This window comes from Sphingopyxis sp. GW821-FHT12C06 (assembly GCF_058807415.1).
In genome coordinates this window covers 351,058-365,195 of the sequence record NZ_JBXAQR010000004.1, presented here as the reverse complement: position 1 = coordinate 365,195, position 14,138 = coordinate 351,058, and the positions used below count along the sequence as shown (strand labels likewise).

Genomic DNA, 14,138 nt, shown 5'->3' with positions numbered 1-14,138 from the left:
GGGGGACCGCCGCGAAGCGGCGGTGGAGGGGCTGCAACATCAGCGCCAAAGCCCCTCCGTCAGCCACCTACGGCAACTGCCACCTCCCATGCCTGCGGCACAGGGAGGATCAAGGGTCGCACAGACGCGAATCACCCACCGCAAAATCGCGCGGGTCCGCAAAATAATTTTCAGCGGGCGTAATTGTGACAGCCGCGCGCGTCGCCGCGCGGCCAAGCGTCACAATCGCCAAGATTCTGAAAATCCTGACTTATAATGCGCCATGCGATCAGCATAATCGCCTATTGTGACAACTATGTTACAAACCCCCGAAAAGATTGACTTTTTTAACGGAGAGGAAGAAAATCGACCCAAGTTTTCGGGGAGATACCAAGATGAAAAAAATATTGCTGGCCACGATCGCCCTTGCCTTTGCAGGCCCTGTTGCAGCGCAATCGATCGTCGTCGTGACCGCGCCGCAGGCCAATGAAACCGTCCTGCCGGTCGCCTATGCCGAGCTCAAGGCCGGCGACAATCGCGGCGCGATCTCCAAGCTGACCGGCGAAACCACCCTCGATGCACGCGATCCGTCACGGCTGATCAATCTTGGCACCGCTTATGCCCGCCTCGGCCGCACCGCCGACGCCGCCGCCGCCTATGACGCCGCGATTTCCAGCCCGATCCGCTATGATCTCGAACTCGCCAGCGGCCGCTATATGGATTCGCGCTGGGCGGCGCGCACCGCGCTCGCCAATCTTTCGCAAGGTCGCCCGCTGCTCGCGCTCGCGCGCTAAGCCTCGCCGCCCTTGGTTGTCAGCAAGCGGGCGTCCACTCCCGCTTCGGCAAACGCCGCCTGCCAGCGCTCGGCAGGCGGCGTGTCAAACAACAGGGTGTCGCTGCCCGGCGTGACGTGCCAGCCATGGTGGACCAATTCGCCCTCCAGCTGCCCCGGCGACCAGCCGGCATAGCCCAGCGCGACCAGCCAGTGCGACGGGCCGCGCCCTTCGGCGATCGCGCGTAAAATATCGTGCGAACTCGACACCATCCAGCGCCCCGACACCTGCACCGCATCCTTCCCGCCCCAGTCGCGGCTGTGCAGCACGAAACCGCGCGACGGCTCGACCGGACCGCCCAGAAACACCGGCTGTTCGAGCGGATCGTCGTCGTGGGCAATGTCCAACTGATCGAGCACCGCGCCGACGGTCATGCCGCGGATCGGGTCGGCAATGCCGATCCCCATCGCGCCCTCCTCGTCATGGCTGATCATCGCGACCACCGCATGTTCGAAGCGGGGATCTCCAATTCCGGGTAGTGCGAGCAGCAATTGCCCGGTGAACCATGGGGGCGCCTTATCCATTGCGCCACCATGCCCCCGCACGGCTTTCGGGTCCAGCTTTTCGATCAATTTTCCGCCTCCGCTTGACTCCGGCGGCGCCCCACCCAATGTCTGCCGCGACAAGATCCCCTCAACAAAAGGATGCCGACGATGACGATCCAGACCGGAGACAAATTGCCCGAAACCAAGCTGGTGAAGGTGACCGAAAACGGCCCTGAACAGGTCAGCACCGCCGATTATTTCAAGGGCCGCAAGGTCGCGCTCTTCTCGGTTCCCGGCGCCTTCACCCCGACCTGCTCGGCCAAGCATCTGCCGGGCTTCGTCGACAAGGCCGCCGAACTTAAGGCCAAGGGCGTCGACGAAATCGTCTGCACCGCGGTCAACGACGCCTTCGTCATGGGCGCGTGGGGCAAGAATGCCAACGCCGGTGATGCGGTGACCATGCTCGCCGACGGCAATGGCGACTTCGCGCAAGCGGTCGGCCTGACGATGGACGGCAAGGCGTTCGGCATGGGCCAGCGCGGCCAGCGTTTCTCGATGATCGTCAACGACGGCGTCGTCGAACAGCTCAACATCGAAGCCCCCGGCGAATTCAAGGTGTCAAGCGCGGATCACATGCTCGAACAGCTGTAAGAACGGAACGATCCTCCCTGTCGCGAAGCGATGGGGAGGATCATTTCCCCACTCTTCCCATCTGTCATATTTTCATGCAAGAACGTCGCGATGACATCCTCATCGCAAAACCCCGACCCCGCAGCCCTCGTCGAAGGCGTGATCGCCGAACTGCAAACAAAGTTCCGCGCTTCGGTCGCCGCGCTCAAGTCCGCCATCGCCGCCTATGTCCGCGACGGCACACTACCGCCGGCCGACGCCGCTGCAACCGGATTGTTCGACTACCCCGCACTGCGCCTCGTCACGACCGGCGAGCGTCGCGAGGGGCAGGTTGGCCATAATCTCGCCTTCGGTCGCTTCGAGCGCGCGGGCGAGTTCGTCACGACCGTTACCCGTCCCGACCTGTTCGCCGATTATCTGCGCGACCAGCTCAATCTGCTGGTGCGTCACTATGAAGTCGAATTGTCGGTGACGCGCACCGGGCAGCAAATCCCCTTCCCCTATGTTCTCGATGCCAGTGATGGGTCGGACATGGGCGGGATCACCCCGCTCGAACTCGCGCGTCACTTCCCGACCACCGAGCTCGCTGATATCGGCGACGAACTCGCCGACGGCCTGTTCGGGCTCGACCCGGCGAAGCCGCAGGCGCTCGCGCTGTTCGATGCGCTGCGCACCGATTTCAGCCTCGCGCGCCTGCGCCATTACACCGGCACCGCGCCCGAGCATTTTCAGCGCTATATATTGTTCACCAACTATCATCGCTATGTCGACGAATTCGTCGCCTGGGCGGGCGCTCAGGTAGGCCAGGGCCGCTACACCGCGCTCGCAGGCGCTGCCGGCCTCTATGTCGACCAGCCGGGTGTCAACGCGAGCGCGCTCGTCGCCGACAGCGCGTGGCGGCGACATCAGATGCCCGCCTATCATTTGATCGCGCCCGACGGCGCGGGCATCACCCTTGTCAACATCGGGGTCGGCCCGTCGAACGCCAAAACGATCTGCGACCATCTCGCGGTGCTCCGCCCCGAGGCATGGCTGATGATCGGCCATTGCGGCGGCCTTCGTCCCAGCCAGCGCATCGGCGATTATGTCCTCGCCCACGCTTACCTCCGCGATGACCATATCCTCGATGCCGTGCTGCCGATCGAGATTCCGATCCCGGCAATCGCCGAAGTCCAGCTCGCGCTCGCCAGCGCCGCCGAGGCCGTGTCGGGCGCCAGCGGTGCCGACCTGAAAAAACGTATGCGCACCGGCACCGTCGTCACCACCGACGATCGCAATTGGGAGCTCCGCTACACCGACAGCGCACTGCGCTTCTCGCAGTCACGCGCGATCGGCATCGACATGGAATCGGCGACGATCGCGGCGCAAGGCTATCGCTTTCGCGTCCCCTATGGCACTTTGCTCTGCGTCAGCGACAAGCCGCTCCACGGCGAACTCAAGCTGCCCGGACAGGCGAACCGCTTCTACGAAGAAGCGATCGCTTCCCACCTCCAGATCGGCATCAAGGCCTGCGAGAGTCTGCGCGACGAGGGGGCGAAGCTACACAGCCGGAAACTGCGCGCGTTCAACGAGCCGCCGTTCCGCTGAGAGGAATCCGCTTGGGCTTCGCTTGCGACGGCTAGCGGGCCCGAATGCCGGCGGCTCATGGCCTGCGCGAAATCCGTGTCGTGAACCAAATGCACCCGAAGAGGAGAGCCAAAATCACGGCGGGCGCGGCTGCATGGGAATATTCGCCATGGAGCAAGAGGGTCACAAAGGCGGAGCCCATTATCAGGCACCCCAGCCCCGAACCGATGAGCCTTGTTGCCGGGCGGGCGATGAGGATGGCGACGACGAGTTCCAGCGCGCCCGTTACATAGTGAAACCAGTCCGGGTAACCCCAACGTGCATAATCCGCCTGCACATTATCAGGGGGGAAGATGTTTCCGATGCTCCCCACGGCGAAAAAGATTACCAATGCCCAGACAGTGACGGGCTTGAGGATTTTCGGGATATTCATTGCAGTGCGCATGTCGGCTCCATCATTGGACGGAACAGGGTTGCTCCATCGGACCGACATGGCGCATACAACCTCAACAAATGTTGAGGTCAAGAGGAAAGTCGATGCAGCCGGGTCGGACGCTCACCGTCGGGGAAGTCGCGCGGCGAAGCGGGGTCGCGATCTCCACAGTTCACTTCTATGAGAGGCAGGGCCTGATCGCGAGCTGGCGGACGCAAGGCAATCAGCGACGATATGATCGCGCGATACTGCGCAGGATCGCGATCATTCGTGTTGCCCAAAAGGCGGGCATACATCTCAAGGCGATGAAGGATTTCCTCGAAACGATCCCGGCAGGGTCAACGCTAAACGCGGACGACTGGCGCCGCCTCACGCTCTCGTGGCAGTCGATGATCGAGGAACGGATCGAGGCTTTGCAGCAGCTTCGCGATGAACTCGGGAGTTGCATCGGATGCGGCTGCCTTTCCCTGACCGATTGCCCGCTTCGAAATACTGACGACCGCTTGGGCAGGGAAGGCCCCGGGGCACGCCTGCTGATACGATAGCAGAGGTGCTGCGCACGCGACGAACCGTCAACCCCAAAAGCCGTAGCCCAAATTACAGGCCCGCCGACCGCACCTCAAACATACATGCCCTCGCGCAAGTTGATACCATGCTCAAGCCATGCCTTGAGCGCGCACAGCATCTGCGCCCAGCCCTGACAATTGCCGTAGCTCGCCTTGAGTGCACCCTGATTTTCGCGCCAGCCTTCCTCGGCGATCTCGACGAGCGTCCGGCCGTCGTCGAGCCCCTTGAAGCTCATCGTCACCTTGGTGCGATAATCGCTGTCGGTCATTTCACCGCCCTCGACATTGGGAGGCTCGCCTTCGCTCGCCTGCCACTCAAGGACGATCCGCTCATCCTTCACCACCTCGGTCACATAGACCGGAAAGGCCCCCGGAAAATCGGCGAAGTCCCATGTCACCGTCGCGCCGGTCTCCAGTCGCCCTTCGGCGCCGCCGGTGGTGAAATATTCGGACAAGGTCTTTGGATCCGCGACCGCTTCGAACACTTCGGCCACCGGCTTCGCGATCCGCGCCGCAACCCTGAATTTCAGTTCCATGATCCATTCTCCGCTTGAGTCGCAGCGATTTTATGTTATAAATTTACAACATGTCAATCCACGAAGAATATGACCGCGTTTTCAAAGCTCTGGCGTCGCACATCCGCCGCCAGATGCTCGACACGCTCAAGGATCAACCAATGACCACCGGCGCATTGTGCGCGAGCTTTGAACAAATCGACCGCTGCACCGTCATGCAGCATCTGAAAGTATTGGAAGATGCCGGGCTGGTGATCGCCGAACGCCGCGGGCGCGAACGCTGGAACCACCTCAACGCCATGCCGATCCACGATATTCACGAACGCTGGATCGGCCCGCACGCCGCCGCGGCGAGCGCCAAACTCGCGCGCTTCAAACAATCGGTCGAGGCCCAATGAAAATGGCCGGGAAGTTCCCTCCCCGGCCATCCAATCTTCGTCCAAACCATCAGGCTCACCAGCCCTGCGGCTTGCCCTTATTCTGTTCGTCGAGCCACGCTTTCAACGGCGCGAAATAATCGGCCATCGCCTTGCCCGACATCTCACGGTTGCCGGTGAAGGCCTCCAGCGCGTCGGGCCAGGGCTTCGACGCCCCCATTTCGAGCATCGCGTTCAGCTTCGCGCCGACCTCCTTATTGCCATAGAAGGAGCAGCGGTGGAGCGGCCCGGTCCAGCCCGCCTGCTTGCACGCAGCTTCATAAAACTGGAACTGCAGCACGCGCGCGAGGAAATAGCGGGTGTAGGGCGTGTTCCCCGGAATATGATATTTCGCACCCGCGTCGAACGCATTGGCGGGGCGCTCGGCCGGGGGGGTGATGCCCTGATATTGCAGACGCAGTTGGGTCCATGCCGTGTTGTAATCGGCGGGCTTGATTGTCCCGTCGAAGACGCCCCAGCGCCAGCGATCGACGAGCAGGCCGAAGGGCAGGAAGGCGACCTTGTCCATCGCCTGACGCAGCAGCAGCCCGATATCCTTGTCGGCGCTCGGCACCTTCGCCTTGTCGAGCAGGTTGATGTCGACCAGATATTGCGGGGTGATCGACAGCGCGACGAAATCGCCGATCGCTTCGTGGAAGCCGTCGTTGGCACCGTTCAGATAGAGGAACGGCTGTTTATTATAGGCGCGCTGGTAATAATTATGGCCCAGTTCGTGGTGGATCGTGGTGAAGTCGTCGGCATTCACCTTGATGCACATTTTGATGCGGATATCGTCCTTATTGTCGATATCCCACGCCGAAGCATGGCAGACGACCTCGCGATCGGCGGGCTTGGTGAACAGGCTGCGCTTCCAGAACGTGTCGGGCAGCGGCGCCATGCCGAGCGACGAATAGAAATTCTCACCTGCCTTGACCATGTCGAGCGGCCCCTGCCCCTTGGCTTTCAGGAGGTCGCCGACGTCATAGCCCAGATCGCCAGATCCCTTCGGCGCGACGAGCGGGTAGATATTGCCCCATTCCTGCGCCCACATATTGCCGAGCAGGTCGGCGCGGATCGCTCCATTCTTGGGCTGCACCGCATCGCCATATTTCTCGTTCAGTTTCCAGCGGACATAGGTGTGGAGCGCGATGTAGAGCGGCTTCACTTCCTGCCACAAGCGCTCGGTCGTCCTGGCGAAATCCTCCGGCGACATGTCATAGCCCGACCGCCACATCGCACCCGTGTTGGCAAAACCCAGTTCCTTTGCGCCGGCATTGGCGATGCCGACCAGCTTGGCATAATCATCCTTCATCGGCGCGCCGACATTGTCGTGCCAGCTCGTCCACATCTCGGCGAGTTCGGCGGGCGTGCGCGCGACATTGCCCATCTCCTCCTCGATGTCGGAACCCGAAATTTCCTTGCCGTTCAGCGTGCCGCGACCCTTGCCATATTGCGACTGCAGGTCGGTCGCGATCTGGTTGAGCTCGGTCGCTGCGCCAGGGGTGGTCGGCGCGGCCAGCACCAGCCCGTTACGCAAAATGTCGAGCTTGCGCCTCGTGTCCGCGCTCAGCCCCGCAATGCCGGCATATTTGGCGGCCTCAAGCGCATATTGGACTGATTTTTCGGTGCCGACCGCGTTGATCCGCGCTGCCATCGCGTCGGTATCTTCGGTCAAATAGGTGCTGTTGACCCAGTTCACCTGGCTCGCCTCGACCGTATAACCGAACAAATCCTTTTCGGCCGCAGCGATGAACGCATCGGCATCGGCGGCGGTCGGCGCCGCGGCCTTGGTCGCGGCGGGCGCGTCCTTCTTTTTCTCGGCGGCGACGGCGGGGCCGGCGAGCGCAAGCGCCGTCGCAAGCGACAGGCACGAAATCATCGTCTTCATGGGTACGTCCTCTGGCATATTGTTTGCGCTCTTGGGCGCGATGACAGCCAATCTGGACTGCACCCGCGGTCCGGTCAAGCGGTCAGAAAGGCCGCAATCGCTTCGCCCAATTCGGGCTGGGTGACGCTCGACATATGCGTGCCGGGGATCGTCGCGAGCCGTGCATCGGCGAGCGCCGCGACCAGTTCGGGCGCCGATCCATTGTCCTGATCCTGCTCGCCGCACACGACGAGCACCGGCATGGTCAGCGCGGCCAATGCTTCGGGCGGCGTATCGGTGAAGCTGTCGAGCAAATGCCCCGCCGCGATGCGATCGACCTTCATGGTCTTCATAAACTGGATCGAAAGCCAGGTATCGTCCCCGCGCTTCGCGCTTTCATATTCTGCGATGACACGTTTGAAAAATTGCCCGCGCTTCGCCCAGCCGGCAAGCCCCGCCAACCCCATGCCGCCGAGGATCAACCGCCGCGGCTTCACCCCTGCTACAACAGCGCGCACGCTTGTCCGCGCGCCGAGCGAAAAGCCGCCGAGATCGAAATCGGTCAGCCCCAAATGCGTGATGAGATCCTCCAGATCCCGGACCAGTACGTCGGGGGGATAAAATTCCTCCTCATGCGGCGCCTCACTGTCGCCATGGATACGCAGGTCGGGCATGATCACGCGATAGCCCTCGGCCGCGATCCGCGCCGCGGTGCCGAATTTGATCCAGTTGACCTCGGCGCTCGAGAACAGGCCGTGGAGCAACAGCAATGGCCGCCCTTCACCCCGTTCGCGCCAAGCAAGGCGGACGCCGTCGCGTGCCTCGAAAAATTGCACGTCGCTCATCGCGGCCTCAGACCCTTTTGTTCCATGCGCCACTTCGCCATCTCGATCCGGTCCTGTCCGAAAAAGGGTTCGCCCTCGAACACCAAGGTCGGCACCCCCCAATGGCCCGCGATTTCGAGCGCAACCTGGTTCGCGGCGACCTCGGTATCGAGCGTCGCGGCGTCGCTTAGCGCCTCGGCGTCGAGTTCGGCAAGTTCGAGCCCCGCGCGGCGCGCCGCATCCGCGAGATGGTCGCCCAGATGCCAGTCCTGCGCCCCGCCCCAGATCAACTGCCCGACCTCATGCGCAAATGCCAAACCCTTGCCGCGACGCGATGCCGCCTGACCCAGCCGGGTGAGGCGATAAATATAGGGCTGTTCGGCCGCAATTTCGCGCGTCATCACATTCTGGACGATCGGGTCGGGCCGCGGCGGACCAAAAGGAATGCCGTGGAACTGTGCCACGCGGATCATGTCGCGCATCGTATGGCTCAGCCAGTTGGGGTGATTGCGTTCGAAGAAATCAGGCTGGCGGATCGCCAGCGGATACACCGGACGCAGGTTGATTGACACGTCATGGCTCGCCGCCAGCGCGCGATAGCGGCCAATCGCAAGATAGGAATAGGGCGAGCGAAAGGACCAGAAAAGGTCGGCGGAGAGACTCATGACACTGCCCATGCCAAAAACCTGGGTGGCAGTGCAAGCTTCGTCAGGGAGATTGGCACCATGTCGAATCATTTCGCAGGTGCAGCAAATTTCGAATTGAACATAGTAGCAGTTGCTATTATAACGCATGCCATGAGTGAAACGATCGGCTTCCTGCTCAATGATACCGCGCGCCTGTACCGACGCGCCTTCAACGCGCGCACCCGCGACAGCGGCGTCACCGCGCTGCAATGGCGGCTGATCACCTATCTCCGCCGTCACGAGGGTATTCGCCAGGGCCCGCTCGCAGAATTGATCGAGGTCGAGCCAATCACCCTGTCGCGAATGATCGACCGGTTGGCCGAGGCCGGGCTGGTCGAACGCCGCGCCGATCCGGCCGACCGCCGTGCATGGCGCCTCCATCTGACGTCACGCTCAGGCGAATTGCTGAATGGCGTTCGCCAGATCGCCGAAACGCTCACCGACGAAGCCGTCGAGGGGTTGAGCGAGGCGGAGCACAATCAGTTGGTCGCGCTCGTCGAGCGCGTCCGTTCCAACCTGTCCCGCCGCGAGTGCGTGAAAGAAGATCAATGACCGACCCTGTCGCCCCCACCCGCCCCAAGGCCGATGCACAACCGGAGCCCGCGACAATCGCCCGACCCGACCCCGTGCCTGTACGCACCGAACCCGGGACGAAGGACAAGGACGCACCCAAGTGGCGCACACGCCTGCTGATGTTCGGCGTTCCGCTGGCACTCGTCGCAGCGGGCGGCTGGTACTGGCTGACCAGCGGCGGGTCGGTTTCAACCGACAATGCCTATGTTCAGATGGACAAGGTATCGGTCGCCGCCGAAGTCAACGGACGGATTACCGAGGTCGCGGTCCGCGATGGCCAGCAGGTCGCAGCCGGGCAACTCCTCTTCCGTATCGACGGCGAGCCCTATGCCCTGACCGTCGCGCAGGCGACGGCGGCGATCGACGCGGCTCAGGTCGAGGTCGGCAATTTGTCGGCGAGCGCCGCAACATCTACGGTCGACATCGCGGCGGCACGCGAAGATGTCGCCTTTGCCCAGGTCAATTTCGAACGCCAGGCTGCGCTGATGGAGAAGGGATTCACCACCAAGGCCGCCTATGACGCGTCGCGCCACGCGGTGATGCAGGCGCGTGAGCGCGTCCGTCAGACCGAGGCCGCGGCGGCGGAAGCGCGGACCAAGCTCGCAGCCGGCCCCTCGAGCGGGATCAATCCGCAGGTCGAAGCGGCGCGCGTCCAGCGATCGCAGGCCGAGGTCAATCTGGGGCGCACCGAAGTCCGCGCGCCCAGCGCCGGGCGGGTCGCGCAGTCGGACCGGCTGCAACTCGGCCAGATGATGGCTGCGGGCCTGCCCGCGGTCACGCTGGTCGATACCGGACATCCGTGGGTCGAGGCCAATTTCAAGGAAACCGACCTGGCCGAGATGCGCGTCGGCCAACGCGCCGAAATCCGCTTCGACGCCTATCCGGGGCTCAAGATACGCGGCCATGTGCTGACGATCGGCGCCGGTACGGGCAGCGAGTTTTCAGTGCTGCCAGCGCAAAATGCCACCGGCAACTGGGTCAAGGTGACGCAGCGCGTGCCGGTACGCGTCGCTTTTGACGAAAAGCCTGCGCGTGACATGATTGCCGGCCTGTCGGCCGACGTCACAATCTTTACGAAATAAGCGGATGCCGGGTATCACCCACCCCCGGGCGCAGGCCGGGAAGCGCTAGCCATGGCAAGCAGCGCCCTTCCCCGTCGATCGCGCACCAAAGCTCTCGCGATCGATGACAGCATCCCTTTGTACCAGCAGGTCCGCCATCGCGGTCTGCTGACCGTGGCGGTGATGGGCGCGTCGGTGATGCAGATCCTCGACACCACGATCGCCAACGTCGCCATCCCGCACATGCAATCCTCGCTCGGCGCGACGAGCGAGACGGTGAACTGGGTACTGACCAGCTATATCATCGCCAGCGCGGTCGCGATGCCGATAACCGGCTGGCTCGCCGACCGCGTCGGCCGTCGCCACTTGTTCCTCGCCGCTGTTTTCGGCTTCATTATCGCCTCGATGGCGTGCGGCGCGGCGCGCTCGCTCGAAGCGATGGTCGCGTTCCGGTTCCTTCAGGGCATCTGTGCGGCCTTCATCGGCCCGCTCAGCCAGTCGGTGATGCTCGACATCAATCCGCCCGAACGCCAGGCCCGCGCCATGTCGATCTGGGGCATGGGCATCATGATCGGCCCGATCCTTGGCCCCATCTTCGGCGGCTGGCTGACCGAATCGGTCAATTGGCGCTGGGTCTTCTACGTCAATCTGCCGGTTGGCATCTTCACGTTGGCCATGATGTGGGCGCTGCTTCCCGCGACCGGAACCAAAAACCGCAAGTTCGACCTTTTCGGATTTTCGATGCTGGCGCTCGGGCTCGCCGCGCTCCAGCTGATGCTCGACCGCGGCGCACACGAGGATTGGTTCCAGAGCATCGAAATCTGGATCGAGCTTGGCGTCGCCGTGTCCTGCCTGTGGATGTTCATCATCCACATGTTCACCGCGCGCGCACCGCTGTTCAGCCGCACGATGCTGGCGGACCGCAACCTCGTCACCGCGATGGGATTCATGATCGTCATCGGCGTCGTGATGTTCGCATCGATGGCGCTGCTGCCGCCGATGCTGCAACGCCTGTTCGGTTGGCCGGTGATCGACACGGGCTGGGTGCTTGCGGTGCGCGGTGTCGGCATCCTGCTCAGCATGGCGATCGCCGGGCGGCTGCTGGGCAAGATCGATGCCCGCTGGCTGGTCGGCTCTGGCCTTGTCATCGCATCCTATTCGCTCTGGCAGATGAGCCACTGGTCGCTCGAAATGGGGATGAAACCGGTGGTCATCAGCGGGCTGGTGCAAGGCATCGGCATGGGACTGATCTTCATCCCGCTCAACACCCTGGCCTTCGCCACCATCCCCCCCCAATATCGCACCGACGGGTCGAGCCTGCTCAACCTGTTCCGCAGCATCGGTGCCTCGGTCGGCATTTCGATCGTCACGACCCTGCTCGGGTCGAACACCCAGACAAGCCATCAGGATCTGGTGTCGCATATCACCAACAGTTCGTTCAGTCTGATCGACCCGTCGACCGCCGACCGCTTCGGTGTCGCGGGCGACGTGCTGATGGCGATGGTCAATGCCGAGATCAACAGGCAGGCGGCCATGATCGCCTATCTCGACAATTTCTGGGTGATGATGTGGGTCACGCTGGCATCGGTACCACTGGTGATTTTGCTCAGGCCGCCCAAACCCGGTGCGGCACCGGCGTCGGCGGCCGACATGGGGCATTGACGGCTCAGCGCGACCGGCGCTCCATCACGAAACGCATGAACTCCATCGGATCGGGGCTTTCGTCGAATGTCGGCACGCCGTCCGCAATCACGATCCAGCGGCGCTTCCGCTTCACCCAGATATGCGCAAAAGGCTCAAGCTCCGACGGATCGTCAAGCGTGCCCGCGCGCACGATCGTCATTTCGGGGTAGACGGTGTTCGCATTGCACACGCGGCTGAAACATTCGGGGCAATGCTGGTTGGTCGTGATGCCGCCAGATGGACGCTGAGTCGAATAACTCACGCTCCGTCCCTCGAGCGTCAGCGCATCGGTCGACGCGATAATCTGGTCGGCGAAGGCACTCGCGGTCGATTTCTGGCAATCGAGGCAGTGGCAGCAATAGTTGAGCAGCGGCCCGTCCTGCTCGAAGCGATAGCGCAATTGCCCGCAGCGGCAGCCACCGGTGATCATGATCGCCTCCGTGTCAGAACCATCGCCATTATGGCACCCAATGTCGCGAGCGCCATATCCTTTTGCGCATCCCAGATATCGCCCTGTTGCCCGTTATAGCGGTCGGCGGTCTCGCCCGCCGCGGCAATGGTCAGCAGCCATTCGAAGATCTCGTACAGCGCCGATATGGCGAGCACCCAGCCGAGCACCGCCAGCGCCGCACCGCGACTACCGAGCCCGCCCCAGCGCCGCACGACCTCGGCGACCGGGATCACCGACAGCGCACCAAAGGCAAAATGGACGAGCCGGTCATAATGGTTGCGGCTCCAACCGAAGAGGTCGGACACGCTCGTCCCGGTCAGCGCCCGCGCCCAGTCGTCATAGGGGACATTGCTGTAGGCATAGCGCCCGCCCAGCGTGTGGAGCGCCATGAAAGCGACGATGCACGCGACCGACGCGGTCGACAGCGGCCAGCGGCGCAGCAGCCAGGGCGAAGCGACGATCAGCAGCATCGTCGGCAGATGCTGGAGCAACGCGACCTCGGGATAGGGCTGCTCGATCTGCGCGAGCAGCAGCAATATGAGGAGCAGGCCCGTCAGGCGCTTCTGCACTTCGGGACGCACCGGCACAGCCTTCATCAATCGAAACCCGTTCCGGACAAAACGTCGGAAAACTGCGCAACTTCATTCTGAAATGCACAAAAAGGGCGTGAGAAATATGACCGCATCATGCCGGAAGCGCTAGCCCAGCGGAATATTGTAGGACAGCGATTTTCGAAGCGTCACCAGCGCAGCGACATGCACGACAACCCCGCGTCGATATGCGCGATCTGATCGGTGGGCAGCGGGCGAACCGCGACGCCGCGCGCGCCAAGCAGCGCATGCGTCGCGCGCCAGCGGTCGCCGACAAGCACCGTGTCGCGGATACGCAGAAGATTGGCGGCCCCCTCTTCGCCGGGCGGCGTTGTCACCACCTCCAGCCCCGCAAATTCGGGACAGGCCGCAAGCGCAGGGACGGCGAGGATCGTGCGATCGTCGATCAGCCCGCAGCCGGTCTTGAAGTGAAGTACGCCGGGCGGGGTTTCGGCGATCTCGGCACGGATACCGAGCGTGCCGAGCAGCTCCGCGAGTTCTTCGGCGCCGGTGCGATCGGTGCGAGCCGAGAGGCCAATGATCACGCGATCGGCGAGGCGCAGCACGTCGCCGCCGTCGGCATAGCCGGGACCAGCCATTTCGAGGAGGCGCGGGTGAAGCTCCGCGAGGGGAGCTCGAATATGCGCAACCTCGCCCGCCCGCGTCGGCGCGCCGGGGCGGAGCAGGATCGCGCCCTCGGGAAAAGTCAGCGCGACATCTTCGGTGAACAGCGCGTCGGGAAAGTCATCGAGCGGCGGCAGGACGTCGACCGTCAGGCCGAGATCGCGCAGCGCCGCGACATAGGCGGCATGCTCGGCGACGAGGCCGGTAAAATCGGGATCAGGGCCGCCATCGGCGCGGATGCCCTTGACCGCAGAAGGCGCGGGCGCGCGGCAGAGCGCGTGGGTGAAGGCGCAGGGGCTGGTCATGCCCCATCCCTACCCGTTCGCATCCCGAAGTCGAGATGCGAACGGAGTGAG

Annotated in this window: 17 protein-coding genes; 8 read left to right on the top strand and 9 right to left on the bottom strand. The window is 63.2% G+C overall.

Features of this window, described 5'->3' with window-relative positions:
• Positions 1-374 precede the first annotated feature (374 nt).
• Complete coding sequence (locus tag AC1RRJ_RS14040; RefSeq protein ID WP_493123700.1) at positions 375-773, top strand: hypothetical protein; 399 nt, start codon at positions 375-377, stop codon at positions 771-773.
• On the opposite strand, the gene AC1RRJ_RS14035 is transcribed toward AC1RRJ_RS14040, so the two are convergent.
• Positions 770-1,336, bottom strand: a complete 567-nt coding sequence (locus tag AC1RRJ_RS14035; protein ID WP_493123698.1) for a YqgE/AlgH family protein — start codon at positions 1,334-1,336, stop codon at positions 770-772. The two genes, AC1RRJ_RS14040 and AC1RRJ_RS14035, sit on opposite strands and share 4 nt — an antisense overlap.
• Positions 1,337-1,465: 129 nt before the next feature.
• On the opposite strand from AC1RRJ_RS14035, the gene AC1RRJ_RS14030 reads away from it, so the two are divergent.
• Both AC1RRJ_RS14030 and AC1RRJ_RS14025 read left to right on the top strand, forming a co-directional pair.
• On the top strand, positions 1,466-1,948 hold the full coding sequence (locus AC1RRJ_RS14030; RefSeq protein ID WP_493123696.1) for a peroxiredoxin: 483 nt from the start codon (positions 1,466-1,468) through the stop codon (positions 1,946-1,948).
• 90 nt (positions 1,949-2,038) lie between these two features.
• Complete coding sequence (locus AC1RRJ_RS14025) at positions 2,039-3,514, top strand: AMP nucleosidase (protein ID WP_493123694.1); 1,476 nt, start codon at positions 2,039-2,041, stop codon at positions 3,512-3,514.
• 55 nt (positions 3,515-3,569) lie between these two features.
• Here the strand turns inward: AC1RRJ_RS14025 and AC1RRJ_RS14020 are convergent, their stop codons facing one another.
• Entirely contained in the window at positions 3,570-3,938 is a 369-nt protein-coding gene (locus AC1RRJ_RS14020) for a DoxX family protein (protein ID WP_493123693.1), read from the bottom strand.
• A 92-nt stretch (positions 3,939-4,030) separates the two neighbouring features.
• Here AC1RRJ_RS14020 and soxR point away from each other — a divergent pair, with 92 nt between their 5' ends.
• Positions 4,031-4,471 (top strand): redox-sensitive transcriptional activator SoxR, encoded by a 441-nt coding sequence (gene soxR, locus AC1RRJ_RS14015; RefSeq protein WP_493123692.1) that lies wholly within the window; start codon positions 4,031-4,033, stop codon positions 4,469-4,471.
• A 74-nt stretch (positions 4,472-4,545) separates the two neighbouring features.
• Here soxR and AC1RRJ_RS14010 read toward each other — a convergent pair whose 3' ends face one another.
• Positions 4,546-5,028 (bottom strand): SRPBCC family protein, encoded by a 483-nt coding sequence (locus AC1RRJ_RS14010; RefSeq protein WP_493123690.1) that lies wholly within the window; start codon positions 5,026-5,028, stop codon positions 4,546-4,548.
• A gap of 50 nt (positions 5,029-5,078) precedes the next feature.
• Here AC1RRJ_RS14010 and AC1RRJ_RS14005 point away from each other — a divergent pair, with 50 nt between their 5' ends.
• The gene (locus AC1RRJ_RS14005; protein ID WP_493123688.1) at positions 5,079-5,405 is read left to right on the top strand and encodes an ArsR/SmtB family transcription factor; all 327 of its coding nucleotides are present in this window, start codon (positions 5,079-5,081) and stop codon (positions 5,403-5,405) included.
• A 55-nt stretch (positions 5,406-5,460) separates the two neighbouring features.
• Here the strand turns inward: AC1RRJ_RS14005 and AC1RRJ_RS14000 are convergent, their stop codons facing one another.
• The 3 genes from AC1RRJ_RS14000 to AC1RRJ_RS13990 form a co-directional block, all read right to left on the bottom strand.
• The gene (locus AC1RRJ_RS14000) at positions 5,461-7,311 is read right to left on the bottom strand and encodes a M2 family metallopeptidase (protein ID WP_493123686.1); all 1,851 of its coding nucleotides are present in this window, start codon (positions 7,309-7,311) and stop codon (positions 5,461-5,463) included.
• Positions 7,312-7,385: 74 nt separating this feature from the next.
• Positions 7,386-8,135, bottom strand: coding sequence for an alpha/beta fold hydrolase (locus tag AC1RRJ_RS13995; protein ID WP_493123684.1), 750 nt, complete (start codon positions 8,133-8,135; stop codon positions 7,386-7,388).
• Complete coding sequence (locus AC1RRJ_RS13990; protein ID WP_493123682.1) at positions 8,132-8,779, bottom strand: 2-hydroxychromene-2-carboxylate isomerase; 648 nt, start codon at positions 8,777-8,779, stop codon at positions 8,132-8,134. The genes AC1RRJ_RS13995 and AC1RRJ_RS13990 overlap by 4 nt, the downstream gene beginning before the upstream one ends.
• A gap of 132 nt (positions 8,780-8,911) precedes the next feature.
• Between AC1RRJ_RS13990 and AC1RRJ_RS13985 the strand changes: the two genes are divergently transcribed.
• Genes AC1RRJ_RS13985 through AC1RRJ_RS13975 form a run of 3 tightly spaced genes read left to right on the top strand, consistent with a single transcriptional unit; the run spans position 8,912 to position 12,096 of the window.
• Positions 8,912-9,352: a MarR family winged helix-turn-helix transcriptional regulator gene (locus tag AC1RRJ_RS13985; RefSeq protein WP_493123680.1), complete on the top strand. Its 441-nt coding sequence runs from the start codon at positions 8,912-8,914 to the stop codon at positions 9,350-9,352.
• Positions 9,349-10,455, top strand: coding sequence for an HlyD family secretion protein (locus AC1RRJ_RS13980; RefSeq protein ID WP_493123678.1), 1,107 nt, complete (start codon positions 9,349-9,351; stop codon positions 10,453-10,455). The genes AC1RRJ_RS13985 and AC1RRJ_RS13980 overlap by 4 nt, the downstream gene beginning before the upstream one ends.
• 51 nt (positions 10,456-10,506) lie before the next feature.
• Entirely contained in the window at positions 10,507-12,096 is a 1,590-nt protein-coding gene (locus AC1RRJ_RS13975; protein WP_493123676.1) for a DHA2 family efflux MFS transporter permease subunit, read from the top strand.
• A 4-nt stretch (positions 12,097-12,100) separates the two neighbouring features.
• Here AC1RRJ_RS13975 and AC1RRJ_RS13970 read toward each other — a convergent pair whose 3' ends face one another.
• The 3 genes from AC1RRJ_RS13970 to AC1RRJ_RS13960 all read right to left on the bottom strand — a co-directional run bounded on the left by AC1RRJ_RS13970 (position 12,101) and on the right by AC1RRJ_RS13960 (position 14,087).
• Positions 12,101-12,547 (bottom strand): GFA family protein, encoded by a 447-nt coding sequence (locus AC1RRJ_RS13970; protein WP_493123675.1) that lies wholly within the window; start codon positions 12,545-12,547, stop codon positions 12,101-12,103.
• Positions 12,544-13,164 (bottom strand): DUF2238 domain-containing protein, encoded by a 621-nt coding sequence (locus AC1RRJ_RS13965; protein WP_493123674.1) that lies wholly within the window; start codon positions 13,162-13,164, stop codon positions 12,544-12,546. Before AC1RRJ_RS13965 ends, AC1RRJ_RS13970 begins: the two co-directional genes overlap by 4 nt.
• A gap of 143 nt (positions 13,165-13,307) precedes the next feature.
• Positions 13,308-14,087: a dimethylarginine dimethylaminohydrolase family protein gene (locus AC1RRJ_RS13960; RefSeq protein WP_493123673.1), complete on the bottom strand. Its 780-nt coding sequence runs from the start codon at positions 14,085-14,087 to the stop codon at positions 13,308-13,310.
• Between the last annotated feature and the right edge of the window lie 51 nt (positions 14,088-14,138).

Bases quoted from the DNA above. Each gene is read 5' to 3' on its own strand.
- AC1RRJ_RS14040 (WP_493123700.1), top strand. From the start codon at position 375: ATGAAAAAAATATTGCTGGCCACGATCGCCCTTGCCTTTGCAGGCCCT.
- AC1RRJ_RS14035 (WP_493123698.1), bottom strand. From the start codon at position 1,336: ATGGATAAGGCGCCCCCATGGTTCACCGGGCAATTGCTGCTCGCACTA.
- AC1RRJ_RS14030 (WP_493123696.1), top strand. From the start codon at position 1,466: ATGACGATCCAGACCGGAGACAAATTGCCCGAAACCAAGCTGGTGAAG.
- AC1RRJ_RS14025 (WP_493123694.1), top strand. From the start codon at position 2,039: ATGACATCCTCATCGCAAAACCCCGACCCCGCAGCCCTCGTCGAAGGC.
- AC1RRJ_RS14020 (WP_493123693.1), bottom strand. From the start codon at position 3,938: ATGCGCACTGCAATGAATATCCCGAAAATCCTCAAGCCCGTCACTGTC.
- soxR (WP_493123692.1), top strand. From the start codon at position 4,031: ATGCAGCCGGGTCGGACGCTCACCGTCGGGGAAGTCGCGCGGCGAAGC.
- AC1RRJ_RS14010 (WP_493123690.1), bottom strand. From the start codon at position 5,028: ATGGAACTGAAATTCAGGGTTGCGGCGCGGATCGCGAAGCCGGTGGCC.
- AC1RRJ_RS14005 (WP_493123688.1), top strand. From the start codon at position 5,079: ATGTCAATCCACGAAGAATATGACCGCGTTTTCAAAGCTCTGGCGTCG.
- AC1RRJ_RS14000 (WP_493123686.1), bottom strand. From the start codon at position 7,311: ATGAAGACGATGATTTCGTGCCTGTCGCTTGCGACGGCGCTTGCGCTC.
- AC1RRJ_RS13995 (WP_493123684.1), bottom strand. From the start codon at position 8,135: ATGAGCGACGTGCAATTTTTCGAGGCACGCGACGGCGTCCGCCTTGCT.
- AC1RRJ_RS13990 (WP_493123682.1), bottom strand. From the start codon at position 8,779: ATGAGTCTCTCCGCCGACCTTTTCTGGTCCTTTCGCTCGCCCTATTCC.
- AC1RRJ_RS13985 (WP_493123680.1), top strand. From the start codon at position 8,912: ATGAGTGAAACGATCGGCTTCCTGCTCAATGATACCGCGCGCCTGTAC.
- AC1RRJ_RS13980 (WP_493123678.1), top strand. From the start codon at position 9,349: ATGACCGACCCTGTCGCCCCCACCCGCCCCAAGGCCGATGCACAACCG.
- AC1RRJ_RS13975 (WP_493123676.1), top strand. From the start codon at position 10,507: ATGGCAAGCAGCGCCCTTCCCCGTCGATCGCGCACCAAAGCTCTCGCG.
- AC1RRJ_RS13970 (WP_493123675.1), bottom strand. From the start codon at position 12,547: ATGATCACCGGTGGCTGCCGCTGCGGGCAATTGCGCTATCGCTTCGAG.
- AC1RRJ_RS13965 (WP_493123674.1), bottom strand. From the start codon at position 13,164: ATGAAGGCTGTGCCGGTGCGTCCCGAAGTGCAGAAGCGCCTGACGGGC.
- AC1RRJ_RS13960 (WP_493123673.1), bottom strand. From the start codon at position 14,087: ATGACCAGCCCCTGCGCCTTCACCCACGCGCTCTGCCGCGCGCCCGCG.